This window comes from Cohnella hashimotonis, assembly GCF_030014955.1.
Classification (GTDB): domain Bacteria; phylum Bacillota; class Bacilli; order Paenibacillales; family Paenibacillaceae; genus Cohnella; species Cohnella hashimotonis.
Genome location: NZ_JAGRPV010000001.1, coordinates 6039173 through 6066087 on the forward strand (window position 1 = coordinate 6039173; position 26915 = coordinate 6066087).

18 protein-coding genes are annotated in these 26915 nt (G+C 58.2%); 3 read left to right on the forward strand and 15 right to left on the reverse strand.

Annotated elements, in window-relative coordinates; genetic code table 11:
* Positions 1 to 98: 98 nt before the first annotated feature.
* From KB449_RS24355 to KB449_RS24375, 5 genes are all read right to left on the reverse strand, one after another.
* Positions 99 to 1028, reverse strand: coding sequence for a carbohydrate ABC transporter permease (locus KB449_RS24355; protein WP_282910842.1), 930 nt, complete (start codon positions 1026 to 1028; stop codon positions 99 to 101).
* A 38-nt stretch (positions 1029 to 1066) separates the two neighbouring features.
* On the reverse strand, positions 1067 to 2071 hold the full coding sequence (locus KB449_RS24360) for an ABC transporter permease (protein ID WP_282910843.1): 1005 nt from the start codon (positions 2069 to 2071) through the stop codon (positions 1067 to 1069).
* Positions 2072 to 2167: 96 nt separating this feature from the next.
* The gene (locus KB449_RS24365; RefSeq protein WP_282910844.1) at positions 2168 to 3793 is read right to left on the reverse strand and encodes a response regulator transcription factor; all 1626 of its coding nucleotides are present in this window, start codon (positions 3791 to 3793) and stop codon (positions 2168 to 2170) included.
* A 71-nt stretch (positions 3794 to 3864) separates the two neighbouring features.
* Complete coding sequence (locus tag KB449_RS24370) at positions 3865 to 5685, reverse strand: cache domain-containing sensor histidine kinase (RefSeq protein WP_282910845.1); 1821 nt, start codon at positions 5683 to 5685, stop codon at positions 3865 to 3867.
* Positions 5686 to 5942: 257 nt separating this feature from the next.
* On the reverse strand, positions 5943 to 6284 hold the full coding sequence (locus KB449_RS24375) for a YerC/YecD family TrpR-related protein (RefSeq protein ID WP_282910846.1): 342 nt from the start codon (positions 6282 to 6284) through the stop codon (positions 5943 to 5945).
* Positions 6285 to 6572: 288 nt separating this feature from the next.
* Here KB449_RS24375 and KB449_RS24380 point away from each other — a divergent pair, with 288 nt between their 5' ends.
* Positions 6573 to 7160, forward strand: a complete 588-nt coding sequence (locus tag KB449_RS24380) for an aminotransferase (RefSeq protein ID WP_282910847.1) — start codon at positions 6573 to 6575, stop codon at positions 7158 to 7160.
* A gap of 565 nt (positions 7161 to 7725) precedes the next feature.
* On the opposite strand, the gene KB449_RS24385 is transcribed toward KB449_RS24380, so the two are convergent.
* The 7 genes from KB449_RS24385 to KB449_RS24415 form a co-directional block, all read right to left on the reverse strand.
* Positions 7726 to 11829, reverse strand: coding sequence for an S-layer homology domain-containing protein (locus KB449_RS24385; protein WP_282910848.1), 4104 nt, complete (start codon positions 11827 to 11829; stop codon positions 7726 to 7728).
* A gap of 353 nt (positions 11830 to 12182) precedes the next feature.
* Entirely contained in the window at positions 12183 to 13127 is a 945-nt protein-coding gene (locus KB449_RS24390) for a DUF1861 family protein (RefSeq protein ID WP_434082563.1), read from the reverse strand.
* A 105-nt stretch (positions 13128 to 13232) separates the two neighbouring features.
* Positions 13233 to 14228 (reverse strand): inorganic phosphate transporter, encoded by a 996-nt coding sequence (locus KB449_RS24395; RefSeq protein ID WP_282910850.1) that lies wholly within the window; start codon positions 14226 to 14228, stop codon positions 13233 to 13235.
* A gap of 29 nt (positions 14229 to 14257) precedes the next feature.
* Positions 14258 to 14872, reverse strand: coding sequence for a DUF47 domain-containing protein (locus tag KB449_RS24400; protein WP_282910851.1), 615 nt, complete (start codon positions 14870 to 14872; stop codon positions 14258 to 14260).
* 368 nt (positions 14873 to 15240) lie between these two features.
* Positions 15241 to 16314, reverse strand: a complete 1074-nt coding sequence (locus tag KB449_RS24405) for a glycosyltransferase family 4 protein (RefSeq protein ID WP_282910852.1) — start codon at positions 16312 to 16314, stop codon at positions 15241 to 15243.
* A gap of 12 nt (positions 16315 to 16326) precedes the next feature.
* Positions 16327 to 17529, reverse strand: coding sequence for a glycosyltransferase family 2 protein (locus tag KB449_RS24410; protein WP_282910853.1), 1203 nt, complete (start codon positions 17527 to 17529; stop codon positions 16327 to 16329).
* Positions 17530 to 17681: 152 nt separating this feature from the next.
* Complete coding sequence (locus KB449_RS24415; RefSeq protein WP_282910854.1) at positions 17682 to 18059, reverse strand: hypothetical protein; 378 nt, start codon at positions 18057 to 18059, stop codon at positions 17682 to 17684.
* A gap of 173 nt (positions 18060 to 18232) precedes the next feature.
* Between KB449_RS24415 and KB449_RS24420 the strand changes: the two genes are divergently transcribed.
* Entirely contained in the window at positions 18233 to 19477 is a 1245-nt protein-coding gene (locus tag KB449_RS24420) for a sialidase family protein (RefSeq protein WP_282910855.1), read from the forward strand.
* Between the two features lie 80 nt (positions 19478 to 19557).
* Here the strand turns inward: KB449_RS24420 and KB449_RS24425 are convergent, their stop codons facing one another.
* Entirely contained in the window at positions 19558 to 19992 is a 435-nt protein-coding gene (locus tag KB449_RS24425; protein ID WP_282910856.1) for a hypothetical protein, read from the reverse strand.
* Positions 19993 to 20119: 127 nt separating this feature from the next.
* The gene (locus KB449_RS24430; RefSeq protein WP_282910857.1) at positions 20120 to 21181 is read right to left on the reverse strand and encodes an LLM class flavin-dependent oxidoreductase; all 1062 of its coding nucleotides are present in this window, start codon (positions 21179 to 21181) and stop codon (positions 20120 to 20122) included.
* A 363-nt stretch (positions 21182 to 21544) separates the two neighbouring features.
* Here KB449_RS24430 and KB449_RS24435 point away from each other — a divergent pair, with 363 nt between their 5' ends.
* A complete protein-coding gene (locus KB449_RS24435) occupies positions 21545 to 22393 on the forward strand; it encodes an amidohydrolase family protein (protein ID WP_282910858.1) in 849 nt (282 codons plus the stop codon).
* 124 nt (positions 22394 to 22517) lie between these two features.
* Here KB449_RS24435 and KB449_RS24440 read toward each other — a convergent pair whose 3' ends face one another.
* Positions 22518 to 26693 (reverse strand): glycoside hydrolase family 9 protein, encoded by a 4176-nt coding sequence (locus tag KB449_RS24440; protein ID WP_282910859.1) that lies wholly within the window; start codon positions 26691 to 26693, stop codon positions 22518 to 22520.
* Between the last annotated feature and the right edge of the window lie 222 nt (positions 26694 to 26915).

The window sequence follows — 26915 nt, forward strand, 5'->3', positions numbered from 1 at the left end:
GTGAGTACAGCTGTATATGCGTGAACCGGCCGGTAACCGGGTTCAGCCTGCAAGTGGGGTCCGGCAGCCGCCTCGTAGGGCGACGGCAGGATTCCGGTTCAGCCCTTGACGGCGCCGACGGTGAGCCCCTGGATGAAGTAGCGCTGGAAAAACGGATAGATGAAGATGATCGGTCCGATTCCGACGACGGCCATCGCCATCCGGGCTGTCTCGCTCGGCATCTGGAAGTTCGGATTCGCCTGCATGATCGCCGAGTACGCCTGGGAGTTCGAGCTTAAATATGCGATATCGAGCAGCGTCTTGTACATGCGGAATTGGATGCTCATCGGCCCTTCCTGGTTGATGAAGAGAAGGCTCAGGAACCAGTCGTTCCAATAATTCAGCGTGCACAGCAGTCCGACCGAGGCGAGCACGGGCAGCGACAGCGGCAGCACGATCCGGACGAAGGTGCGCAGCTCGCCCGCTCCGTCGATCTTGGCCGATTCGATAAGCGCCGGCGGGATCGAGCCTGAGAAAAACGTGCGGATCAGGATGACGAAAAACCCCTGGACGAACATCGGCAGCATGAGGACGAGCATCGTATTTTGCAAATGAAGCCCTTGCTTGTAAGTCAGGTAGAACGGCACGAGTCCGCTGTTGAACAAAATCGTGAAAAACACGATGAAGGAAAAGATGCCGCGGTGCTTGAAGTCTCGCCGCGAGATCGGGTACGCGTACAGCGTCATGATGGAGAGCGCGACGAGCGTGCCCACGACGGTGACGAAGATCGACACGCCGTAGGAATGGACGATCGGCTTCCAGTCGTTCAGCAGAAAATCGTAGGCGCCCAGGCTGAATTTTTTCGGCCAGATGTTATAGCCTTCGACCGTCACCGTCCGTTCGTCGGACAGCGAGACGGCCACGACGATGAGCAACGGGATGACGCAGAGCGCGCTGTAAATCCAGAAGACCGTATTGATGACGGCATTGGTGCCGGCGGAGATTTCGTTCGCGTTAAACTTTCGTTTTCGGATGGCGCTGGTTGCCATGGTAGGTTCCTCCTTCTGTGATCGCGGGCGGCGGCGCCTTAGAACAAGGCGTCTTCCTTGCTGATGCGTCTGACGACCAGATTCGCGCCCAGCACAAGGATGAAGCCGATGACTGCCTGGTAAAGGCCGGCCGCCGAGGACATCCCGATATCGCCCGAGACGAGGAAGCCTTGATACACGTACGTGTCGATGACCAGCGTCTTGTCGTAGAGCGCGCCGGCATTGCGCGTCACCTGGAAGAACAGGCCGAAGTCCGCGTAGAAAATCCGGCCGATCTGCAGCAGCGTCATCGTTATGATGACCGGGCGGATGAGCGGGATCGTGATCGTCCAGATCTGCCTCCACTTGGTCGCCCCGTCCATATGGGCTGCTTCGTAGTATTCGTTGTCGATGCCGACGATCGCTGCGAGGAAGATAACCGCGTAGTAGCCGATGCCCTTCCACGTGTTGACGAGCGGCAGGATGACGGGCCACCATTTCGAATCCGAGTACCAGTCGATCGGCTCGGCGCCGAACCAGGGCAGGACGAATTTGTTCAGAATGCCGATGTCGGGGTTGAGGAACGCGTACACGAGATACGAGAGGATGATCCACGACATGAAGTAGGGCAGAAAGAGGACCGTCTGATGCAGCTTGGACAGCGTCCGGTTGCGCATGACGTTCAGCGCGATCGCGATCCCCACGCCGATGATCGTGTTGAGGACGATGAACGCGGCGTTGTACGCCATCGTGTTGCGCGTGATGACCCAGGCGTCGCTGCTCGCGAACAAATACTTGAAGTTGCCCCAGCCGACCCACGGACTGTCCATGAAGTTCTGAATGAAGCTCGGCGACGCGTACGTCATCTGCTTGAACGCGATCAGCGCACCTGCCATCGGAATATAGTTGTTGACGATCAGCACGATCAAGGCCGGCGCCATCATCAAGTAAAACACGCCGTACCTTTTCCAGTAGCCCTGATTCAGCGTCTTCGCCCTGACCGCTTTGCGCACGGGCTTGTCGATCGCGGCCGGCACGGTTGGCGTGGCCTGCTCCATCTCCATCACGTTCCCTCTGTTCTTTGGTCTGTGAGGTTATTGTACCGGGCAGGCGGGCGCGCCATCTATCTACTGGGATGACCGAGATAGCATTATTGTGACTTACATCGATTGGTGCTTCTTCCGATAATCCTGCGGCGTCACGCCCGCAATCTTGCGGAACAGCTTGGCAAAATACGAGAAATGCAAATAGCCCAGCCCTTCGGCTATGTTGCTGATCTTGTCGTTCGTCTCGGTGAGCAGCCGCTTGGCGCGCTCGATCTTCGCCTGGGCGATGTAGTCGGTGAGCGACATGCCCGTCTCCTTGCGGAACAGGCGCGACAGATAAGCCGGATTGCGATAGACGGCTCTCGCAATCTCTTCGCGTCCGAGCTCCTCGCTCAGATGCTCCTGGACGTAGCTCTGGATCTTGGCAATGACCGCGGATGCGTCCCGCTGCCGATCGAGCAGCGCCGCATTCGTCTTGGCGAGCAGCCGCAGCGCCCAGGCCGTCATGCCGTCCGGCGTCCTCGCCGCGAGGCCTTCGGCCAGCTCCTGCTGCGAGAGCAGCTCGCCGGCCGGTACGCCGCGCCGCAGCGCGGACTGATAGAGCATGTGGACATAGCCGTAGTAGAACAGCTCCAGGCTCTCGCGCCCTGCCCCCTCTTCCTTCATCCGGCGCAGCGCGTCCGATATCGCCGCTTCCAGCTCCGCCACGCTGCCGCCGTCCAGCAATATGCTCCACTCCATGAACGGCGGCAGCGTCTGGCCGCTGACCGCCATCACCGCAGCGGCGGCGCTGCCCGCATGTCCCGCGCCGTTCGACGCGTCTATGACCGACGCCGGCTGCGCCACGTTGGCGCGCTCCACTCTGGAGAGGCGCTCCAGCTCCGCGGCCAGCGCTTGCGGCGCCGCCGGTTCGCCCACGTAGCAGGACACCGTGCAGTGGAAATATTCCCGGCAAGCCCGTATGTACTCGCTGCATCGCTGCAGCACCTCGCCGCGCGCCTCGTTCGCCTTATACAACAGCACAAGACTCTGCTGGGCGCGATCCTGCAGAGCGGCCCCCGCGCCTTCGGCGCCGACGATAATCTCGGCCGCGGCTTTGCGAAGCGCGTATTCCATGATGCGCTCGTCGCGTCCGTCGAGGCCGACGTCCCACTGTTCGACGCTTAGCAGCACCGGCAGTACGGGATCGCCGGCAGAGAGCGGGATGTCGTACGTCGCGTACTCCCGCGACAGCCGGTCCGGCGATGCCGGCAGCCCTGCCGCCAGCGCCTCCTGCCAGAACCGCTCCACCAGGATCGGGAGCTGGTTCGTCCATTGGCGGCGGTACGTCTCAAGCGTCTCCTCGAATGCCTGCTGCGCCCGGCGCTCTTCGATCTCCGCGACTGCCCGCCGTACGATTTCCTTCAGCGCGTCATGGTCGACGGGCTTAAGCACGTATTCGAAGCAGCCGTGGCGCATCGCCTCCTGCGCATACTCGAAGCGGGCGTGTCCGGTCAGGAAAATCGTCAGCGTAGCGGGACACGCCTCTTTGATAAACCGCAGCAGCTCCATGCCGCTCGCGCCGGGCATCTCGATGTCCGAGATGACCAGGTCCACCTGATTCGCCTCGAGCTGCCGCCGCGCTTCGGGAACGCTGTCGGCCTCCAGAATGCGGGCGATCGGCAGATCCCCCCACTCGATCCCCTGCGTGATTCCTTTGAGCGCATAGATCTCATCGTCCACCACCAGCATCGTTACCATTGCGCTTCCTCCTTCGTTTCTCGATTCCAGCGCCGACCGCGCGTCTTTCCTTTTCCAATGTCCGCTTCGTTCTAACCCGTTCCTTCTTCGCCGATGCCTTCCTCTATCGCGTCATCCCCGGCCGAAGCCGCCGCTCCCTTGTAAGGCAGCCGGATCGTCACGACCGCGCCGCCTTCCGGCGCGTTGGCAAATGCGATGCCCCGCTCGTCTCCGTACAGCATCCGATAGCGCCGCAAAATATTCCAGATGCCGAGATGCTCCTCGCCCGTCCCCTCCGCGTAAGCGCCTGTAGCCAGTTCGGCGAGCATATCCGCAGGAAACCCTGCACCATTGTCCCGAATCAGCAGCAGCATGTGCGCCTCCGGATCTGCGGCATCCGCCTCTGTCTCGATCAAAATGCGGAACATCGTGCCGTCCGGCACCTTTTTCCCGAACCCGTGAATGACCGAATTTTCCACGAAGGGCTGCACCATGAGCGGCGACAGCTCGCAGCGAAGATGCTCCGGCTGCACGCGCACGTCGTAATCGAGCTTGCCCGCGTAGCGGATCTTCTGAATCTCCAGGTAGTGGCCGATATGGCGCAGCTCGTCCGCAAGCCGCACCGTCTGCCGATGGCTCTGCATGAGAAAACGGAAATAATCCGCCAGATGCAGCGATAGCTTTTGCACCGACTTGAAGTCCTTGAGCGCGGCCAGATTGTAGACGATATTGAGGCTGTTCATGTAAAAATGCGGGTTGATCTGCACCTGCAAATGCTTGTATTCCGCCTTCTGCACACGAAGCTGCTCCTCGTAGACGTCAATCTTCAGCTTCTCGATCTGTCCGGCCATATTGTTGAACGTGCCCGACATGAACGCGAACTCGCTGCTCTGATCGGTCGGCAGGCGGATGTCGAAGCGTCCCTGCCCGAGCTTGCGCATCCCCCGGATGAGATCGACCAGCGGCTTGAACATGATGCGCTGCAGGAACACAAGGTAGATCATAAGCAGCAGCGCCACGAGCAGCGGGATCCAGTAATAGAGCACCTTTTGGAAAAAGGGGAGGTTCTGCAAAATGAAGTCCTCTCGCATCACGATCGCGTAGACGACGTCGACCTGGTCGGAGGCCCGAGACAACACAAGATACGATTTTCCGTCCTGCTTCACGATCCCGTAATCCCCTGCGCGCGACACGATCGCCTGACGGAAAACGTTATCATTCATCAGCGTCGAATCGCTGTCCGCGAGCAGCTCGCCCTTGTTGTTCAGCAGAAACGTCCCGCCGTCCGGACCGACGTCGAAGCCTTCGAGCACACGCAGCAAGCTGCGGTCCCGCACAAGCACGCCCGCGTAGACATCGAGCCCGAGGTCGTACGTCCACATCAGATACTGCGAATCCTCGGCGGCGCCGATGATCATCGGCGTCCATTCGCCGGCGTCCGGCTGCAGGCGACCCGTGCCCCGCAAGTAATTGCGCGACCAGCCGAGCAGCACGTCCTTTTTGTCGTTGTAGGTGCTGTTGTCCTGCGTTACGTAATAAAGATCGTCGGCCTTCCGGTCGAAAATGAAAATCGTGTCCATCATGCCGTAGTAAATGCCGCTGGAGTCGCGCACGAACTGGTTCAGCAGCCGGATCTTCGCCAGCATGAAGTCGCTGTCGGCGGCGGTCAGCGCCTGTATGAGCGGCACGTCGGGATTGCTCTCGAGGCGGTTGAGATACACCATGTACTCGTGAAGGATATTGTCGTTCTGCTTGATGTTGGTCTGGAGCAGATTGTCGTAGTGGGCGGAGATTTGCTGGCGGACGACCTTCATCGCGTAAAGGTTGTTATAGATCAGGAAGACGACCATGGGAGCGATTACAACAAAAAAGCCGAAGACGATCTTGAACCGTACGGAATGCCAGATGCGCATGGATGTCTCTCCCCGGACCGACGCGTTTGTTACTAGCATAACCGCCGTCCGGCAGTACGGCAATGCCAAATATGTAAATGATGGGCAGCCATTGTCGCCCCATGTTGGCCGCAAATTAGCGCTTGCACGAGCCGCAAATTAAAGAAAGGGCTGTCCGTCAGCCGCCCTCCGGCGCTGTGCGAACACCCCTGCTCCTATCCATCGGTCATTCTATACGTGCTCCGCAAAGCCCCTGGAACGGAAGCTCTCCGGACAAGCTAGACTTGCTCAATCTCCGTCGCTTGCTCCGCATCGTCGGCTGTCTTGCCGAAGCGGCCCAGACGGTCCAGCGTCAACTTGTAGCCGTCGTTGCCGTAGTTCAGACACCGCTTCACGCGGGAGATGGTCGCCGTGCTGGCTCCGGTCTCCGCTTCGATCTGGTTGTACGTCTGACCCTTGCCGAGCATCCGCGCGACCTCGAGTCGCTGGGACAGCGACTGAATCTCGTTGACCGTACACAGATCGTCGAAGAAAACGTAGCATTCCTCCACGGACTTCAGTGTCAGAATCGCTTCGAACAATTGGTCGATCGACTTGTCATTCAGCTTCTTCAGCTGCATTCGGGCACACCTCAGTTTCTAACGAGTAGCTCCGTTACGTGAACGGAACATGAATAGCGGTTCACTCTATTGTACTGCGTTTAGGTAAGCAGTTCAACCTGCAACGTATTCGCGCTTTACAGAGCTAAAATCGGGCGGGAGCCGCAAATTTAAGCGCCTGGGCGGGCATTCGTCCATTCGGCGCCGGGCCATCGCACATATGTTGTATCATCGGACGCCGCCATAGGTTGATCCTGCCCTGCGGCATGGGCGGGCGCGGCGATTCAGAGCAAAGAAGGAAGTGATGGCATGAACCGCATACCGTCTTCGTACAATCGCAACTGGACCGGCGGTCCTGGCGGCTTACCCGTGCAAGGCGGCGGAGCCGGCCTCGATGCTTTCGGCGGGCTCGGCGGGTTTGGCGGCGCAGGCGCTGCCGGCGGCGGGCTCGGCGCGGGTGCCGGCGGCGGCGGCTTTCCCGGGCTCGGAGGCGGCGCTCCCGTCTCCGGACCGCCGGCGCTCTTCGGCGGCGCGCCTATTCAGGCCGCGGCGCAGGCAGCCGCGCCGGCCGCGAAGGGCGGCGGGCTCAGCGCGCTGCTGAACGCGGGCAACCTGGAGAGCGTCAAGGGCTTTATCGACAAGATGGGCGGCATCGAGGGCCTGATCAGCAACATCGGCAAGATCCAGAAGATTATGTCCTCCGTCCAGCAGATCGCGCCGCTTATCAAGATTTTCACGTCCAAAGGCAAAAAGTCCGCCGAGGCGGACGACGAGGATTATGCCCCGCGCCCGCGTCGCCGCAGGCGCAGACGGTCGCGCCGGCGCACCGGCAGCAGCAGCCGCAGACGACGCACGGGCAGCGGCGCGCGGCGGAGGGCGGGCGGCCGGCGACGGTGAGTTAGACCGCGGGCGGGGTGCAGCGGGGGACGGACGAGGAAGATGGCGGGCAAGGCGGATGGCAGATGGTGGATGGCTGACGAGGCTGCGGGTGGCGAGTCCATATTGCTCGGTTACGGACACAGGAGCCGCTATTTTTCGTCGCCAGCCCCATTTCGCTCGGTTGCGGACTCAGGATCCGCTAATCCGTTGCCGAAGCTGATTTTCCGCCGCCCAAACACCGAATAGCGGATCCTTGTCCGCTGAGCAGCCAATTGTGCGGCGTTTAAGCAAAATAGCGGCCCTGGTGTCCATTCGATTCGCACGCGCCGTTTGCGCCGCTACGAATGGACCTAGGAGCCGCTATTTCCGTCATCAAGCCCATCTGACTCGATTCCGGACAAAGGATCCGCTATTCCGCCACCGAAGCTGCTTTTCCGCCGCCCAAACGCCGAATAGCGGATCTTGTGTCCGATGAGCAGCCAATTGTGCGGCATTTAATCAAAATAGCGGTCCTGGTGTCCGACAGAATGCGCACAGTGCGAAAGCGAGGCCCGATTTCAAGACCTAGGTCTTCGCTGTTTTACTATGTTAACTGAAGCGTCTTTAATGTCCTGAACAGCAGTTCCGCAGCCTCTCCCCGAGTTGTAGCTTTTGAAGCCTTAACGGGGAATGCGTCTTGTTTGTTCATAATGCCTGCGCGCAGAAGAGCGTCCGCAGCCTTAGAGGACCATGAGGAATATCCGGCATCGACATTAAACGCTTGCAGCTCTACGTTTTCTTGCGTCTTTAAACCGCCATACAACAAGCTTTGATACAAAATAGACACCCACTCCTGCTGGGTAATCGTCTGGTTCGGACGGAAACTTCCGTCCTCGTAACCTTTGAGAATCCCGGCCTTGGCAGCCGCCCCGACGGCCTCCGCATACCAGGCGCCGGAAGGCGTGTCCTTAAAGGCCGCTGCTTCTCCGCTCGGCACGATCCCAAGAGCCCTCGTGATTAACGCTGCAGCTTCCGCACGCGTCACCGATCCCTCCGGCTTAAAAGTACCGTTTTGATAACCGTTTATTACGAATCGCGTTGCCATCTTATCGATCGACGGCTTCGCGAAGTAGCCTTCTTTAACGTCGTTGAAACTTGCGGTGTGAGCAACAAGAAAATATTCCGAATTACCTTTACGATAGAGCGTTGCCTTGATGCCATTTGCGTTCGATTCGAATTTTGCTGGCACGGATACTAATTTCCCTGTCTTTTCGTCCAAGGTGACTGCGGCGAGGGATGCAATCGGCTGATTTGGTTTAGAGAATGAGATGATATGCCCCACGTATGCCGAAGCTTCCTTAATCTCGGTGGGTACGCCCCCCAATTCGACGAACATTTTAAATTCATACCGCGGCGTAACTTGCTGTACGCTGCGGCCATCGACAATTACCGGGTTGGCCGGGGGAGTGTCTGACAACCGCCGTACGTTCATTACGTATTTAGCGTCGGCAGTCTGCGCATACCCCGATGCCGTAAAAGCTGCTGCAGGCAGTACGAATCCGCCTATTGCAGATTCCATGCGGATAACGACATTTTCATCCTTCAATCTAATTTTATTCAATTGATAGCCAGTTAGCGTCAGTTGATACTCTGTCGCTGTTTCGGGGATCGGCAGACTCAACTCGTGCTTGGAATCATCCCATTTTTCCAGGCTAGCATCAAGCAGCTTATCGTCGACCGTCGCGGAAATAATCGTCTCTCCGGCTGCACTTTTAGCGGTAACCGCCACTACAGGAGTCGAGCCGGGTTCCCCATCTTTGCCGCCGGATGAACCTCCGCCGCCAATGCCACCCCCTATGCCTCCGCCGATACCTCCGGAGCCTCCGCCTCCACCGCCGGCATTTCCTCCGCCTGCGTTGCCGCCTCCGCCAGTTCCAGAACCTTCACCGTAATAAACCAGGACATAAAAGCTTTCATGTTTGCCGGGCGTCGTTACGGCAACATACAAATACGGGACTGCGTTGTCCAGATTCATGCCGCTAAGCGTCACGGAAGAGGACTGGCCAGGCACGGTTCCTTCTCCGTAGAGATTCAAGTAAACGTCGTATACTTTCACCTTGTCTCCGGACTTGAGACCATTTACTGTCACGGTATCGGCAGCCCCGCTGGTGTTATTTACATATATGCTGGATTCAGCGGGCTCAAGCGTCATGCGATCAGGGATAGCTGCGAAGCTGAAACCTGGCGATCCGTATCCGTTACTGTCGCGCAATTGCACTGCAAGGATGAAGGCGCCGTCAGGTATATGCGTTCCCGATGGGATGGAAAATTCATAACTGCTCTTGCCCGAAGCGTTTACGATCCCGATGGGTTCGCCAATTACATCGTTCTCCCCGGCAAAGTAGACCGCATATTGATCGCCGGACAATTCTCCAGATGCGCCGGCAAAGGTCACTTTGCCTCCGATCGAATCCGGAGAGAGATCGGTGTCCGTAAATGAGACGTTATCGGCATAGTACGTATCCGCGTCCCACAGTCGAGTATACGTCGCAGCTTCCTTAAGCTCGACCACATCGCTCACGCCTGATGAAAGTACAGCCGGGATAACGCCCATCCACTTCGCTCCCGGTGGAGGCGATGCGGCTAAGCGGTACAATATCGTCCCGTCGGAAGCACGTTGGTAGGTAAATATGTTTGTCCAAGTGTGCGGATCAATCTCAATGCCGGCTGCGTTATAGTAACGAACGCTGTAACTCACGACGAAATCTCCCAATGGACCCGGAGCAATCCGGATATCTCCCATAATGCCGCCCGTGCGGTCGTCTTCATCAAAAAAATCCACCGATACTGGCTTAAGGCTGCGATTAAGCTGTTCCTTCATATCGTCTATACTTGCAAACTTCATCAACGTATACGAGCGATTGTTGTCGGGCCCGCTTCCCGCATAGAGCAGGATACTGCCATCTTCGCGAAGGACGCCATAACCAGCGACAAATGGAAATACGTAGGTCGGTTGGAATGAATCCCGATCATATAGGGCGTTCGAAGCAAGAACTACTTCTCCTCTTGCATCGAGCAGAGTTGCGCTATAGTAGCCATTTTTATATTGACCGTAAACAAGCTTGATATTGTCTGCTGCAAGTCGACGTGAACCATAATATACGTAATCTCCGTCTACGATGACTTGTCGGGTGCCGTAATCAAAGTCATCGTCGGACTCTTGAACAACCTGATCGGTTGTCGTATCTATTCTAAATAGTGCGGCTCCAGAAGATTCCGTCTCGCCAAGATACAGCATGCTTGCATTCTCGTTCAAAGTGAGCCACGGAGTGCTGTAATTTCCCGGTAATGTATGATATACATCCGTAAGAACGCTTAATTGTCCGAACGAGCCGCGATTCGTAAAATATGCCTTGCCAGAGCCCGCTGCGACGTCGGCCGTACGCACGCCGACCTCTACCTCAACGATCGGGGCCAAGAAATCGGTCTCTCCTGCCGTATCGATTTTTGCGATGTGCGTGGTGCCCCCGAGGCTTACATAGATAATACCGTCGCGGATATCTAAACTGCCCGGCTTTGAACCGATATAACGGTCCCCCGTCACTTGCATCGTTTGAGCATCAATTTGAACGAGACGGTTTTTCGAAGATGAGACGGCATACAGGTACTTTCCCCCTGCCCCTTCCGCCCAGGTATCGAAGTAGCTATCGAACTTGATCCAGTTATCTCCTTTTTCGTAGCCAATCGCGATCGGTGCAGAATCAGCATTGAAGATATGCTTGTAAAGCGTTGTACCAAACCCGCCCAAGCTGTACAGTGCGTGCTCGCGATCCACTATGCCCGCCGCGGGATTGTATGAGGTGTTGAATAGGGCTGTTTCGATTACTTCCTGACGCGTATATATGCCTAATGCGGTATAAATGTAACTATCGTCTACGTCCAGAATTCCGGACCACAAAGAAGACACGACTCGTTGATTCGTAACGTCAATGATTGAACTGCCATAATAGACGGTCCCTTCGTTGACCAACACTGTGTTTCCGCTTCCCACCTGCTTGTCGTCCATTCTCCACAGGAGCGCACCCGAATCGATATCGATCGATAATAATGCGCCTCCAGATATATGCGTCTGTCCGATATAGAGACGGCGATTGGGCGCATCCAAACTTAGCTTCGGATAATAGACCAACTGGTCCAGCGTGATCTCCGTGATCGAACCGGTGTTTATATTCTGCTTGTACACGGTTTTTATCCAATTATGTCCGCCGGCATAATAAAGATCGCTGCCGTCAACGACAACTTCCCAAGGTTTAACTTCAGTCTCAATTGGCGTGCCAGCTTCCAACGTGTTCAAATCAACGACAGCGATCAGCGTCGCATCGCTCAGCGCGACGTACAAGCGATCTCCTTGAACGTACAACCCGCGGGGCGACGAACCGACGACAAGATGTTTGACGATATTCATACTGGATTTATCGATGACAACGACTTGATTGCTGGCTGGAATGCTTACGAACACATAACCAAAATCTTCGGCCATCGCCATATTGTCGGAATATCCTCCGAGATCGACACTTCCTGCTTCCTCAAGCTCCGGACTCCGTGCCGAAGCGGTATTCGGATTCCACAAATCCGCGATCACACCAAACAGCATGCATATCACAAGCAGATAAATCTCCATTTTTTTAAAGTCCCAGCGTTGCAACATCCTATTCCATCCGCTCCCCTAAAACAATATGTAATAGCAATATTTTCTATTGTAAGGGGTTGGATATATTTCCGCTAGCACTAAAAACTCCCTTTAAGTACACCACCTTTGCCAGTCTGGATCGTATAAGTCGCTGTATTTTCGTATCCTATCGAAACGATTTTCGCCAGGTAGCGCCGCGCCGCATCCAACGACAAAAACCGCCCCAACCGGAGCGGTCCCTATCTCTCGCATCTAATGCCTTTAACTTGCTAACCTTTAATGCCTTGCACTCGCTAACCTCTATTGCCTTGCACTTGCTAACCTATAATGCCTGTTCTTGCTAACCATCATGTCTTGCAAGCGCTGACTTCTTAAGCCTCGTACTCGACAAACGGATCCTCGATCACGATCCGCGCGGCCTCGGCGTCGCTGACGCCGGTGTACAGCGTCGCGGTGCCGTCGCCGTTGCGGCGCAGCCCGCCGCTGAACAGCACGTCCTCCAGGTCGGGCCGCTTGGCCGGACCTTCGGGGAACAGGTTGCGCGTGGCGATCAGCTTGAGCGGCGTGTGCGCGCGGGTCGCCGGGTCGAGCGCGAACACCATCGGGTAGTAATGGCGGATGTTGCCGTAGTCCATCCAGGCGACATGCCCGAGCACGCCGAGCTTGCCGTTGTTCAGCAGATGAATCTCGTTGGCGCCGCCCCACTCGACCTTCAGGAACTGGCCCTTCAGTACCTCTGCGTTCGCCATCAGTTCCTCGGTCAGCTCGTCGAGGTCCGAGATCTCGGCGTAGCCGATCATCGCCCGCGCGTCCCCGACCGGCATCGGCCGCGTAAAGACGCCGATGGTGCCGTTCTGCTGATCGACGAGGCGCACGTCCTTCATCGTCAGCGGGCCCTGCGCGAACTCCCGCAGCTCGCGAACGCGATAGCCCCGGTAGAACACCGTGCGCCACGTTGTCACGTAATGCGGATCGTCGGGATCGAAGAACACTTGAACGCCGCCGAGCACGAGCTCGCCGCGGACGAAGGTGAAGAAAGGATCCTGCAATTCAAAGACAGGCGCGCCTTCGCGGGGCGTCCACTTCCCGTTTTTCTCCACAAAAAACATGATGGAAGAGCGCTCGCTCGCGCGGTCTTCAACGCGGCCGGCGATGACCCATTCCCCTTCGTCGAGGAATGGCGCGGTCACGTTGTACACGTCGCGTCTGCCGACTCCGGCGAAATAAAGCTTTTCGCCCCTGGCGTCCGTACCTTTGAGGCGGAACTCCTTGAGCAGTTCGACGCATGATTTGGCTTGCTGTGCGGATGCTTGGATCATAGGCGTGAATTCCTCCAGACTCCGTCCCGTGGAGAACACCATGTTTCTCTATATTGTAATGTGGTAACGGCTGCATTGGCGCGTGCATCGGTGCCCATTTTTTTAGTGAAACAGGCTCAGTACCGCATAGATGGCCGCCGCAATCAGCGCCGAGATCGGGATCGTAATGATCCACGTCATAATGATCCGGCCGGCCATGTCCCAGCGAACGCTCGAGAAGCGCTTGGCCGCGCCGACCCCGAGGATCGAGGAAGTGATCGCGTGCGTCGTGCTAACCGGCAGATGGGTGAGCGTTGCGGTGAAGATAACCGCTGCGGATGCCGCGTCCGCCGAGAAGCCGTTGATCGGCTCGATCTTGAAAATCTTCGTGCCCATCGTCTTGATGATCTTCCAGCCGCCGACCGACGTGCCGAGCGCCATCGCAAGCGCCGCGGAGATCTTGACCCAGAGCGGCACCTCGAGATGATCCTGCCAGCCGGCGGACACGAGCGCCAGCGTGATGATGCCCATCGCCTTCTGCGCGTCGTTCGTGCCATGGGTGAACGATTGAAGCGCGGCGGTCAGAATCTGTCCGGTCCGGAATCCCTTGTTCACTTGATGCGGGCTCGTCCTCGCGAAGAGATGCTTCAACAAGAACATAATTATATACCCCAAAACGAACGCAATGATTGGCGAAAGAAGCAATCCGAGGACAATTGTCGAAAATCCGCCAACATTTATGCCCGCCCAGCCCTCCGAGGTGACCGCCGCGCCGGCCAGCGCGCCGATCAGCGCATGCGAGGAGGACGAGGGAATTCCTTTCCACCAGGTGATCAGGTTCCAGATGATGGCCGCGATCAACGTGGCGATGACGACCGTCAGCCCGTGCTCCAGCTTGAAGGGGTCCGTCACCTTGCCGCCGATGGTCTTGGCGACTCCGGTATACAGCAGCGCGCCGACCAGATTCATCACCGCCGCGAGCAGAATCGCCACGCGTGGCTTGAGCGCACGTGTGGATACGGAGGTGGCGATCGCGTTCGCCGTGTCGTGGAAGCCGTTGATAAAGTCGAACCCCAGCGCCAGGATGACGATGATGACGACTAAAATGGTGATATCCATGCGATGTATTCAGTCCTGTCCCGGGCGCATTAAGAATTGCGCATAATAATGGATTGCAGCGTGTTGGCGACATCCTCGCAGGAATCGGTCGTCTGCTCGAGCCGCTCGTAAATTTCCTTGAGCTTGATCAGCTCGATCGGATCCTTGACGTTCAGGAACAGCGTCTTCACGCTCTCGCGCAGCAGATCGTCGCCTTCGTTCTCCAGCTCGTTCAGCTTCACGCAGTGCGTCTGGATGGCGAGCAGTTTCTTCTGGCCGAGCAGATAGATCGCCGACTTGATCTCGACGGCAGAACGGTTCAGGCAATCCGCGAATTTGCGGATGCTTCCGTCGGGCTTTTTAACATGGTACATATCAAAGCGGGATGCGACGGCTTCGATGCCGTCCAGCACGTCGTCAAGCAGCTTGGTCAGATCCAGAATGTCTTCGCGCTCGATCGGCGTGATGAACGTCTTGTTCAGCTCGGTGATGATCAGATGCGCAAATTGGTCGCCGCGATGCTCGTAATCCTTCATTTCCTTGGAAAACGCGCTGGGGTCGGGAATATCGCTGTTGACGGCGGCCAGAAACCGCTCGGTCGTTTCCATAATCAGATCGGCCATATCCTCGAGCGTTTTAAAAAAGATGTCTTTTTTCCGGAACACGTTTAAGCCCCTTCTTTCACCAATGGATGCCTTGATTTTACATTCTTCATCACGATTCGTCACGCATTTACACAGCGATGACACAAATTGCCTTACATATTTTATCACAGTGGACAAACATGGTATAGGGTCTGGCGCAGCGAGGCTTACGATTAGTTTTGCCTTCCACCGATCTTCTAATCCGCCCAGGCGTCAGGCCCGATTTCTATAATTGATATCCATTGTAAAAGGAGCGGCTGAAAGTAAATTGAAAATGAGCCGACTTCACGCTTAAAGTTAGCCGCCCCCAGCTTAAGATGAGCCGGCCGCCTCGTGGCTCCGTTCTTCCTTGCGCGCGCGCAAAAAAGCCGCAACGACGGCGATTTCCGCTAATCGTTGCAGCCGAGCTGACGCATCATTTTCGTAAATTGCTTCGTGTAGAGCTGCGGGGAAAACTGGGTGCGGATATGCTGATCCGCAGCTTCCACGATCGCGGCGCGGCGCGAATGGTCGCGCATCAGGGACAGCGCCTCTGCCGTCGCGTGCGCGATATCGCCTCTGCGATAGAACTTTCCCGTCTTGTCATGCCGGATGAACCTGCGTACGCCGTCCGAATCCGTGGAGAGCACCGGACACCGGCAGAGCATCGCCTCCGCCACCGCGTAGCCGAAGCCCTCCATAATGGAGGTCGAGCACAGGAATCCGCCCGAGTCCCCGATGATCGACATATAGTCCGACATCTGCTCATGCGGAATGTTCGAATGGCGCACGAGCCGGTCCTTTAGCCCCAGATACCGCAGGGTCTGCTCGAACAGGGCTTTCTCCGGCGGCTCCGACAGCGTATCGTCGTCGAACATCCACAGCTGCAGGTCCGGATAGTAGCCTCTTAGATTGTTTCCGATCAGCAAATACTCCTGCCAGTTTTTATTTTTCTCCAGCCGCCCCACCCACCCCACGATGGGAAAGGGTTTCTTGGGATAAGACTCGTAGCCGAACTGCTCGGCATCCAGCGGGTCGTCGAAGCAGAATTGGGGCAGCCGGGGAAACAGCTCGCGCATCAGCTCGATCAGGTGATCCGTCTTCGGATACAGCAGCGCGTCCGCATAGACTTGCACCCTTGCCGCGAAGTCCTGGAGAATGGCGCGCGCAGTCTCGTAGGTGCCAAGTCCCTGGATTTCGAAGATCACCTTTCCTTCGTAGTCCCAATTCCGGATTTTCTCCAGCAGAAAAATGTCCGTGCATACGACGATCACGTCGTAATTCTCCCGCTCGATCAGCCGCTCGATCAAATAGTCGTTGCCCGTAATGAACGTCTTGATGCCGCTTATGTTTTTGCGTCCCTGACCGTCGTGCGTGTACAGCAGATGGCACTCGTGCCCGGCGCGCATCAGGGCCCGGCTTCGAACCCGGTTCAGCGTCTCCATGCCGCCGCTCGGATTATAAAAGGTGAACAGAATTTTCATCTCATCACCCATTCACGTGGATTTTAAAATCGCAAGAAGAGCTTCCGTGCGAAACAGCTCGTTGTACAGGTTCGGCTTCGGCGGTGCGCCATAGGGCAGCCGGTAGAGAATATCCGTGCGGTCGTCGGCATAGTAACTGGACAGCAGCGCCTTATCCGCCTTGGACAGCTGCGCGATCAGAAACTCCATATCCATCGGATCGGGGAAATGCGCGGGGCCCAGCACCATCGTGTACTCCGTTCGGAGCATCTGTATGGCGTACAGCAACGCTTTACGCTCCGGCTCGTTCGCGAACGATTTGAAGTCCGTTACCGGGTGCGAGATGGTGGACAGCAGCGCGGTCGCTTGCCCGCCCGGCGTCAGATCCAGCACGTAGCAATAGTAATTGCTGAACGCCTGCTCGTATAAGTTTTCAAGACGCGCGATCGCCGCGCCGTCCGCTGCGCTGACCGGGAAGATCACGGTGACGAGCGGCTCGATGTTCCTGCGTCTCCTGGCCATATGTCTGGCCAGATGATAACGGTAGCGCCAATAACGGTGCTGAGCGTCCGTCTGGAGCGATGCCGAGATGCTGAACGTTGAGTTCACCCGGTAGTCCATCAGCTCGACGGGGATGTACTTGATCTCGCAGTTTTCCGTCAACCGCAGCCAATAATCGTAATCCTCGACAGGCTGCAGCTCGTAGCCGTCGATCATTTTGGCGTATTTCGCCTTATACATAAAAGAGACCCCGATGATCGAGGAGTCGAGCAGCTTATCTTTGGATTTGGACTGATATTGACGCAGGGCGGCGAGCTTGAGTTCGTCGTTCAGCGGCCGGTCGTCGTTGTCGATCGACTGGAAAGAGCTGTAGACCAGGCCGAGCTCGTCGGGTCCTTTGGCCAGCGCCTTGCGCAGCGTAGCGAAAAAAGCCGGGTAGTACACATTGTCGCTCGACACCCAGGTCAGATAACGAATCTGCTTCATTTTATACAGCTTTTTGAAACCGGTGTTCAGCGCGTGGGCCACGCCCTGGTTATGCTCGAGAGGCAGCACCTCGACCCGCGCATCGCCGTCGGCGTACTGCTTCACGAGCGGCTCCATCTCGGGCGCGCCGTCGATCACGACGATCAGCTTGAAGTCCTTGAACGATTGCCGAAGCACGGACTCAAGCGCGGCTTTCAGAAACGCCGGCTTTTGCTTGTAGACGGGCATGACTACGCCCAGGTCGACCATGAAGCGTCACCTCTTCCGCGCATAGATGATGTTAGTGTATGGGACTTCATCCGGATTGCTTGTGCGACTAACCCAGACCGGCCTTCGTTTTCTGCATGGAAACAACGCGAAAAAACCGGCGCTTGCGCGCCGGCTTCGGTCGTCTGCATTCCTTAGACGGGAATTGTCAATCCGTTGGTCGGCGTCAGCTCGGAGTGCAGCACTCGCTGCTCGGTCACGAGATTGCCGAACTCGTCAATCCCGTACGTGGACATGGCAACCTGGGTCAGCGTCGAAGTGATGCTGTATTGCACTTCATAGGACACGTTGCCGGCGATGAAAAAGGTACGGATGTCGGACGAAAGCGCAGGCAGGATATAGCCCGTCACATACAGCGGCGTCAGAGCCGGCGCGCTGCCCGGAACGCCGAACACTTCAACGACGATCGTCGCGCTCGCGTTGCTAAGGTTTCGCGCGCTGACGACAATGTTGGAGGCTGCGCTGCCGGTCGCCCTCGTATTGGTGATCAAACCCGTTGTAAAAGTAGCCATTGGATTCCCTCCTTCCTCCTCTACTTTATTCCGTAAGCATCGCATGAAACTGGACAACTTTGCCCCGGAAATGGCGCATTTTTTTGCCGGCGGCAGGCTTGCGCATAGCTCGCGGGGCGCATATGGCAATAAACTAATATAAACGTGCGGGCGAAAGGAGGATGCGTGCGAGAATGACCAATTTCAACTTTCAAGTCACTCCGGCGGGCTTTCCCAAATTCGAGCCAAGCGTCGCTGTCAATCTGCTGATGACCGGCATCATGGTATCCGTATCGGTCGATACGACTTCAGGCTCGCCGATGATCGGCCTTTACCGTTCGCTGGACGGCGGGAGCAGCTGGAGCAATACAATGCTGCCCTTGCCTGCAGGGTTTACGGGCGCTGAAGCGCCGACAGTCGCTTACGGATTCCCGAGCACGTTTGTCGTCGCCGCACATGCATTCCCCGGCCCTTCGGACGGCACGACCATCTTCTACGTGTCCACCGACAACGGCGCGACATTCAGCGGACCCAAGATCGTTGCCCCCGGGTTCGGCACCTACATCAACAACGACGAGACTAACATTACGGTAGACGTCGGCCAATCCAGTCCGTACCTCGGCAATATCTATGTCACTTATAACCACCAATTCAATGTCGCGAACGGAGGCAACTCCACGGCCTTCTTTCAGCGTTCAACGGACAACGGAACGACATGGAATACGCCGGTCCTGCTGTCGAGCGAGTCGGATCAGGTCGAACGGCCGGAGGTCGCCGTGAGCCTGACCGGGATCGTATATGCGGCGTGGGTGACCGTCAATCCGAGCTTTCGATACGTCATTCGCAGATCGTTGGACGGCGGCGTGACGTTTGAAGATTCAGTTTTGGTTTCCCCTGTCGTTCCCGTCCCGAACCCGCTGCCCGTCCCGAATTATGCCTTTCGCGTGCTTACGTTCGCCAGCATCTCGACGGACCGGTCCATCGGGCCGTTCACCGAAGACGTCTATGCGGTGTGGCAGGACAACCGTCAGGGCTATGCCGACATCTTCATGTCCAAATCGACGGACAAGGGCGAGCATTGGTCCGTCCCGGTCAGCATCACAGGCGCGCCGGCCGGCAGTCAGAACTTCTTCCCGTCGGTCGATGTCGACCCGCTGACAGGCGTCGTTAACGTCATTTATTACAGCAACCAGGTCGACGGCTTCGACCTGGACGTGTTCGTCGCGCGGTCGATCAACGGCGGAGCGACGTTCACGAACACCCGCATTACCAACACCTCGTTCAATCCGAACGGCAGCAGCCCGACGCCGGTGCCGACCATCGGAGACTACATCGACATCATCAGCGTTCCGCCCGGCGGCTACATCGGCGTTTGGATGGACACGAGCCCGGGCTCGCAGACGATTTTCGCGGGATATTCGGATATCGTGATTCCTTGACGACGTCGCGGAAAATTCGCAGAAAACGAAGAAGAGCCCTTGCGCGGGGCTCTTTTTCGTTTTTCGTTCGTTACGGCGGGTCAGTCGGATACGCCGGTAAAGTTGTAGCTTTCGGGCCCGACCCGGATCGTTCCGAGGACGGACGCGGTTACGAAAACCGTGTAGGCAACGCCGGCCGTGTTAGGCGCGTTAAAATCCGAGCCGGCAATCGTGATCAGCTGCGGGCCGAGAAGGTTGATGTTGAGGTTCTCCGACGCCGAGAATACGAGTACCCCGCCCGTCGTGAGCCCCCGATATACGTCCAACGTGATGTTCGTTACCGCTGGGAGCAGCGGAAGCTGGAGCGCGATGATCCCCGTGAATTCGACCCGGGTCAAGCCCGCGGTCCCTGCCGACAGGTCGAGCGTCTGCTGGGCCACCAACTGCGGCGTGCCGATTACGCTGATCGGAATTGCGATCGAGTTGGCATAACTCGCATTTTGCGAGGTTTTGGAATCCAGAAATCTGGCTGCCATTGGAATCCCCTCCTTCGTCATATGGTATGACTAAGTAGGACAGCCGGTCTGTGCGTTGACCGCAACGGTATTCGCCTCTTTGATGCGGACGCACTTTTCAATACACCTCGTCACGCCCGACACCTCGTCACGCCCGCTGCAGCGTCAACGGCCGATCGCTCCACACCGTGCTCGGGATCTCCCGGCGCAGCACCGGCATGACGTCGGCGGCGAAGCGCTCGATCTGCTCGCGCTGCTCGTCCTCGGTGAGCCCGTCGACGCTGATCGCCAGCACCTGGTTGCCGAAGCCCTCGTAGTATCGCAATATTTTCTCGATGACGCTGTCCGCGCTGCCGACGAGCGTCGATCCGCGCTCGATTGTATCCTCGAGTCCCGTAAACGGAGATTGGTTGTGCTGCGACGAGGCCGTCGCCGCGAACGCGTCATAGTACGGCCGATATCGCCGGAGCGCCTCTTCCTTCGTATCGGCCAGGTACAGCTGGCCTGCGCCTGCGCCGACAAGCGCGTCCTTCGGGTCGTGGCCGTAATATACCCAACGCTCCCGGTAATGGTCGATCAGCGCCTGATACTTGGCCATCGGATGGAACGTGTTGGACGAAAAAATCGGCTCGCCGTATTTGGCCGCCAGCTCCGTCGAGAGCGGGCTCGACGCACTGCCGTGCCAGACGGGAATTCGCTGTTGAAAAGGCCTCGGATAAGTCGTCACTTCGCTGAGCGGCGGGCGGTACTTGCCTTCCCAGGTCACCTTCTCCTCCGTCCACAGCCGCTTCAGCAGCGCGTAGCGCTCCGCAAGCGACTCCCACTGCTCCTCCTCCCGGATGCCGAACAGCGGATAGTGGCGGGGATCGTTGCCCTTGCCGATGATGAGCTCGAGCCGCCCCCCAGAGAGATGATCGAGCGTGGCATAATCCTCGGCGACGCGCACCGGATCGAGCACGCTGAGCACCGTCACCGTCGTCAGCAACCGGATTCGCGACGTACGCGCGGCGACGGCGGTCAACGCGACGGCCGGCGACGAGGACAGAAACGGCTCGCCATGCCGCTCTCCTACGCCGTAGGCGTCGAACCCCAACTCCTCGGCCAGCGCGGCCTGCTTCAACACGTTTTGAAACTTCTCCTGGTCGGTCAACGTCTCCCCGGTCACCGCGTTCGGTATGTTCATCAGCAGGCTGAATAAGGCAAATTTCATGGCGGACCTCCTCGGGATTGGGCACTCATACAGCCCCTCATACTATTCCAGGTATTTTAGTCAGAATTACAGATGCAACTACTATACGCCTGTCGCGACGCAGCGTCTAATAGAGTTTTTGAATGCATCGATCGATATTAATAAAAAGAAGCGCTCCTCCGAAGATCGCTCTCCGCCCGCACTCCCGCCACCCCCTCCACGCCATTCACACATCCCCCCCCCCCCTTCCACGCCATTACTTTTGCCGTCTCGCAGCCGATTGGATTTGTTAATCCTTCGATTCGATTATTCGATTAGACCCTGACGGAACCCGGATGGTAGATTCTGTAGTAAACGAGCATTCAACCGAGGAGGACCCGCGACGTGATCATCGATTTTCGCATGAAGCCGCCGATCCCCGCATGGGAATCGTTGTTTGCGGAGGGCAAGAATGCGCTAAGCAACCTATTGAATTTGCAGGGGCTCGCGCCCGTGCTGTCGGAAACGCTGGACGAGGTCGTTCGCGAAGGCGAAGCGCTGGGCATCACGCACACGGTCGTCATGGGACGCGGCGGCGAGCCGGGTTCGTCGAACGAGGAGCTGGCCGCCTTCTTGGCGAGCCGCACGGACGACCGGTTCATCGGATTTATCGGCGCGGACAGCACGGATGTGGCCGGTGCCGTTGCAGCCATCGAGCAGTATGCGGCGACAGGGCTGTTTCGCGGGGTATCGATCAATCCGGCCGTGCTGCAGCCGCGCTTCCCCATTGGCGATCCCGCCTGGGACCCGATCTTCGAAGCCTGCCTGAAGCACGGACTCCCGCTTTCCATTACGTTGAGCGGATTTCTCGGCCTTGTCGGCCCGCAGGTCGACTTCGACTATGCCAGACCCGGCGGCCTGGCTCGTGCGGCCAGGAAATATTCCGATCTGAAAATCATCGTCTCGCACGGCGCCTGGCCCTTCGTCTCCGATGCGATCGCGCTCGCCATTTTCTGCCCCAATGTCTACCTGTCCCCGGACCTGTACCTCGGCTCCCCGGGCAGCAAGCTGTACGTAGAGGCCGCCAATTTTCAGCTGGGAGACCGGATTCTGTTCGGCACCTGCTATCCCAACGTTCCATACGACTTTGCCTTGTCCCATTTTCGGAATCAGGAATGGAAGGAAGGCGTGCTCGAGCGGATTTTGTATCGAAACGGCGCCGAGCTGCTCGGCTTACCTTATTCATTTGAATGATGCGAGAAGAGAAAAGCCGCCGCAGGATCGCTCCCGCGGCGGCTTTTTCGCGCATGTCGCACCAATTTCTCTGCTTCGTTCCTGCTTCGGATTCGCCCGATCGCCGGGACGCCCCACCGAATCCTTACTGTCCGACGTACACCTTCAGCCAGCCGTCGCCGATGCCCGACTCGTCGATCCACTTGCCGCCGCTGTACTTGCCGTACTTAAGGCTGGCGTTCACCTCGGACGTGCTCCACTCATAGTTGGCGTAGTCCGAATTTTTGGATTGTCCGAGCACGATCGCGTACGTCGTACCGCTCGCGAGACCGCTGTACGCCAGCGGCACGCTCACGACGGCGAAGTCTTCGCCGATCGCGGACGCTTTGACGGTCGCGGTCGCGAGCGCGCTGCCCGTCGGCTTATTGTCCTTTGTCGAGTACAAGGTAACGACGAGGTCGGCCGGCCCGTTGTACTTTTTAACTTTGACCTCGACCTTCGTCAGCTTCTTGTTGGCATTGGCCGCGAACGTCTGATAGCGCTTGACCTGGTCGCTCGTCTCGCCGAACGTGAAGCCGTCCGTACCGTTATGCGAAATATCGATGACGGACGCGGAGGACTGCCCCGGCGTCGTCGCGGTGACCAATGCGGTCCAGCCGCTCGTGCCCGCGGCGTTGACTGCACGCACGCGGTACTTATGCGTCGAGCCGGCCGTCAGGCCGGTGTGCGTGTAAGACGTGCCCGTCGACGACACATATGTCGACGAACCGTCGATCTCGATCTGATAGCCGGTCGCGCCCGTTACGGCCGTCCAGCCGAGCGAGATCGACGTGCTGCTTGCTGCCGTCGCGGTCAGACCCGTCGGCACCGCCGGCGGCTGCGGCTGATTCTGGCTCGTCGTCGCGGTAGCGAGGGCGCTCCAGCCGCTCGGACCCGCGGCGTTGACCGCGCGCACGCGGTACTTGTGCGTCGAGCCGGCAGTCAGGCCGCTGTGCGTGTAAGACGTGCCCGTCGACGACACGTACGTCGACGATCCGTCGATCTCGATCTGATAGCCGGTCGCGCCCGTCACGGCCGTCCAGCCGAGCGTAATAGAAGTGCTGCCCGCAGCTTTGGCGGTTACGCCCGTCGGCACCGCCGGTGGCTGCGGCTGATTCTGGCTCGTCGTCGCGGTAGCGAGGGCGCTCCAGCCGCTCTGGCCCGCGGCGTTGACTGCACGCACGCGGTACTTGTGCGTCGAGCCGGCCGTCAGGCCGCTGTGCGTGTAAGACGTGCCCGTCGACGACACGTACATCGACGATCCGTCGATCTCGATCTGATAGCCGGTCGCGCCCGTCACGGCCGTCCAGCCGAGCGAGATCGACGTGCTGCTCGCCGCCGTCGCGGTCAGCCCTGTCGGCACGGCCGGCGGCTGCTGCGGATCGGCGCTTTGGGCGACATACAGCTTCGTCCAGCCGTCTCCAATGTCCGACTCGTCGATATACGCCGAGCCGTTGAACTTGCCGAACTCGATGTCATTGCTCAAATTATAGCCCGCGAGCCACTCGTAGATGTTGTTTTCGCTGCTCGGAGTAGTCTGGCCGAGTACGATCGCGTACTTTTTGCCCTTCTGCAGGCCGCTATACTTCAACGGCGCGGACAGCGCCTTGTAGTCCTCCGTCACTGTGTTGGCCGCGATCGTCGCGGTGGCCAGCGCATTGCCCGTCGGCTTGCCGTCGGCAGCGGTCGCATACAGCGCTACCGTGGCATCGCTCGCATTGCCGAACTTGCGCAGCTTGACCTCAACGCTCGTCAGCACCGGATACATGTCGGCGATAAATGTCTGATAGCGTTTGACCTGGTCGTTCGCCTGGCCGAACGTGTAGCCGCTATCGCCGTTATGCGAGAGATCGATCACATTGCTCGGCGGCGCTACCGGCGTCGTCGCCGTCACCGGCGCGCTCCATGCGCTCGTGCCGCCGAGGTTCATGGCGCGTACCCGGTAGGTGTGCGTGGAGACAGGCTCCAGCCCTTTGTGCTTATAGGCGGTCTGCTTGGCATTGTTGATTACCGTGCCGTCCACCTCAAGCTCGTACTTTTTCGTACGATCGGTTTCATTCCAGCTTACCGTCATCGCAAATGCGCTTGCCGGAACGGCCTTGAGGCCGGTCGGCGTTTCGGGAGGCAGCGGCGGTACAGCCGTGACGCCGGTCACGAGCGGACTCCATTCGCTTTCGCCGACCGCGTTTTTCGCACGCACGCGGTACGAATGCCCGGTGCCCGGCTGCAGGCCGTCATGCGTGACGAAGAGCGTCTTCACATTTTCCCGGACTATGCCGTCCAGCTCGACATCGTAGCTCGTCGCACCCAAGGAGCGGCTCCAGTTCAACTGGATCGCCGTCGTGCTCTCAGCAGCAGTAGCGGTGAGACCCGTCGGCGTCTGCGGAGCCTGGGCGGATGCCGCAGGCGCGGGCACGAACTTGGCCAACAGCTTGATATAGCCGGATTGATAATAGATGCCGTTCTCGGAGATCTCCCACGATCTCTCGGCCGGCTCGTCGTTCGAGGTGGCATTCCAATCCTTGTACGTCTTCTGGGCCGGCTGATCGCGCGGCGGGGACTGGATGCCCGTGTATTGCTCGCTCGGACCGCCCGGGACGAAGCCCGGAGGCGCATTGTCCCACTGCGTATTGTCGCCGAACCAGCTATGGTAGATTTGCTTGATCGAATTTTCCGCGCCGTACGCATCCATGTTGGTCAGGTACGTGAAGGCGAACGGATTGACGCCGTGGAAATAGTGCAGTACGTTTTGCGCCTTCTTGTAGAAGTTGTCCCGCTTCGCAGGATTGATATCGTACTGATAGAAGTCATAGGAGGAAGTACCCGAACGCGCCCTAACCTGCAGACTGCCCCAGTGATAGGAGAAGTCCGGTACAAAGGAGCGGTACAGGTCGTCGTTGTCCTCAAACGACTGGGTGAAGTCGTGCACGTCGCGGCGTTCAAGAATATATGCCTTGACCGCAGGGTCGGCATCCGGCAGCGTCGTGTAGAACATCAGGCCGTCGGCCTGCTCGCCGAAGTACAAGCCCCAGTATGCGTCGGACATCGGCCAGGTCGTCTTGTAGTTGGCTTTAAAATAATCGTGATAGGTCTGATCGCCCGTCAGCGCGAACAGATAGGCAGCCGAGACGGTCGCCACCTGCGCTTGTTTGTCCAAGTCGATGTCGGCTTTGCCGGCCTCTATCTCGAAGTGGTCCACATTCGTTTCCTTCGGATTGTTCTGGTACCACTCCCACGCCTTGATCGCCCGCTCGCGCAGATCGGCCGCATAGTCCGCCAGCTCCGGGAACTGCCGCAGCGTGATCGCCGCATGCGCGAAGTTAAGCGCCGTGACGATCGTCGAGGCGGACGTCTTGGGCATATAGTAGCGCTGAACGGTAATTTTACTCGGCCTGTCGTTGAATTCGCCGGTTTTTCCGCTAGCCGGGAAGCCGAGCTTCATCAACACGCCGCCGTCGTCGTCCTGCATCTTTTTCAGCCAATCCAGCTCCCACTTCACCTCGTCGATGACATCGGGGATGCCGTTGCCGGATTCCGGAATGTTGTAGTCGTCGGTGAAAATGTCCGGCTTCTCTTCGTACGCCGTCAGCAGCTCGTTGATCGGCTGCGCGGTATACGTCACGTACTTGTTGAAGTCGCCGGCGTCCATCCAGCCGCCCGACAGATCGCGCTCGGTGGCGGGATTGTTGCGGTCGAACACGCTGCGGGCCTGCGAATCCTGACCCGGACCTATGAGCGCCGCGTCGTCCGCGAACGCCGCTCCTGCGTGCTGCGCCAGGTGAGGCGTGCCGATCCGCTGATAGTAATACGTCTTGATCGCCGCTTTGAGCACGTCCTTGTATACGTCGGGCGAGATCGTGAAGTCATAGGATTTGAAATTGTTCGCGGGATCGTAAATATAGTAATCCCCGGTCGCGGTGACTTCGGAAAAGTCGAACCACCAGCCGCGGTCGCCCGACTTCTCCTGCGTTTTTCCGTCGTTCCAAACCTTCGGCGCGCCGCTGAACGCGACCGAATCGTCGGAAACCCGGCGCACCTCCAGCGTCCCGCCTGGCGTATAAGCGTCCGCGGCATTGTAGCCGACCTGCGGATCGACGAGCACGGCCGTCTTGTCTCCGTCCGGCAAGTAGCCGAACTGGTCGATCATGATATATTTTTGCACGGTGGCCCCGGGCACGGCGGCGTCGGCCTTCGCCCCGGGCGCCGGCCAACTGCCCGCGAACAGGCATAGGCTTAACAAGGCCAGCAATAAGCTTTTTTGATTACGTTTGCGTATCTTCATCGGATCTCCTCCATACATTGTCTCGCAAAAATCTTGATAATAGCGTTGGCACTCTGTTCCCTTTGCAGCCGATCCCGCAGACACGCGCGTCGGCTCATCAAGCCGTTCATCCGCTTCGACGGTCGGCATCCCCTCCCCCTCTTCACCTCGCATAGTCCCCCTAATTTTCATCTGTACCGCGAGCCGGATTTTGCCTTTTTAACGATATCCCCTTCACTCAGG

Coding starts and splice junctions, on each gene's coding strand:
- KB449_RS24355 (WP_282910842.1), bottom strand. CDS start 1,028: ATGGCAACCAGCGCCATCCGAAAACGAAAGTTTAACGCGAACGAAATC.
- KB449_RS24360 (WP_282910843.1), bottom strand. CDS start 2,071: ATGGAGATGGAGCAGGCCACGCCAACCGTGCCGGCCGCGATCGACAAG.
- KB449_RS24365 (WP_282910844.1), bottom strand. CDS start 3,793: ATGGTAACGATGCTGGTGGTGGACGATGAGATCTATGCGCTCAAAGGA.
- KB449_RS24370 (WP_282910845.1), bottom strand. CDS start 5,685: ATGCGCATCTGGCATTCCGTACGGTTCAAGATCGTCTTCGGCTTTTTT.
- KB449_RS24375 (WP_282910846.1), bottom strand. CDS start 6,284: ATGCAGCTGAAGAAGCTGAATGACAAGTCGATCGACCAATTGTTCGAA.
- KB449_RS24380 (WP_282910847.1), top strand. CDS start 6,573: ATGAACCGCATACCGTCTTCGTACAATCGCAACTGGACCGGCGGTCCT.
- KB449_RS24385 (WP_282910848.1), bottom strand. CDS start 11,829: ATGTTGCAACGCTGGGACTTTAAAAAAATGGAGATTTATCTGCTTGTG.
- KB449_RS24395 (WP_282910850.1), bottom strand. CDS start 14,228: ATGGATATCACCATTTTAGTCGTCATCATCGTCATCCTGGCGCTGGGG.
- KB449_RS24405 (WP_282910852.1), bottom strand. CDS start 16,314: ATGAAAATTCTGTTCACCTTTTATAATCCGAGCGGCGGCATGGAGACG.
- KB449_RS24410 (WP_282910853.1), bottom strand. CDS start 17,529: ATGGTCGACCTGGGCGTAGTCATGCCCGTCTACAAGCAAAAGCCGGCG.
- KB449_RS24415 (WP_282910854.1), bottom strand. CDS start 18,059: ATGGCTACTTTTACAACGGGTTTGATCACCAATACGAGGGCGACCGGC.
- KB449_RS24420 (WP_282910855.1), top strand. CDS start 18,233: ATGACCAATTTCAACTTTCAAGTCACTCCGGCGGGCTTTCCCAAATTC.
- KB449_RS24425 (WP_282910856.1), bottom strand. CDS start 19,992: ATGGCAGCCAGATTTCTGGATTCCAAAACCTCGCAAAATGCGAGTTAT.
- KB449_RS24430 (WP_282910857.1), bottom strand. CDS start 21,181: ATGAAATTTGCCTTATTCAGCCTGCTGATGAACATACCGAACGCGGTG.
- KB449_RS24440 (WP_282910859.1), bottom strand. CDS start 26,693: ATGAAGATACGCAAACGTAATCAAAAAAGCTTATTGCTGGCCTTGTTA.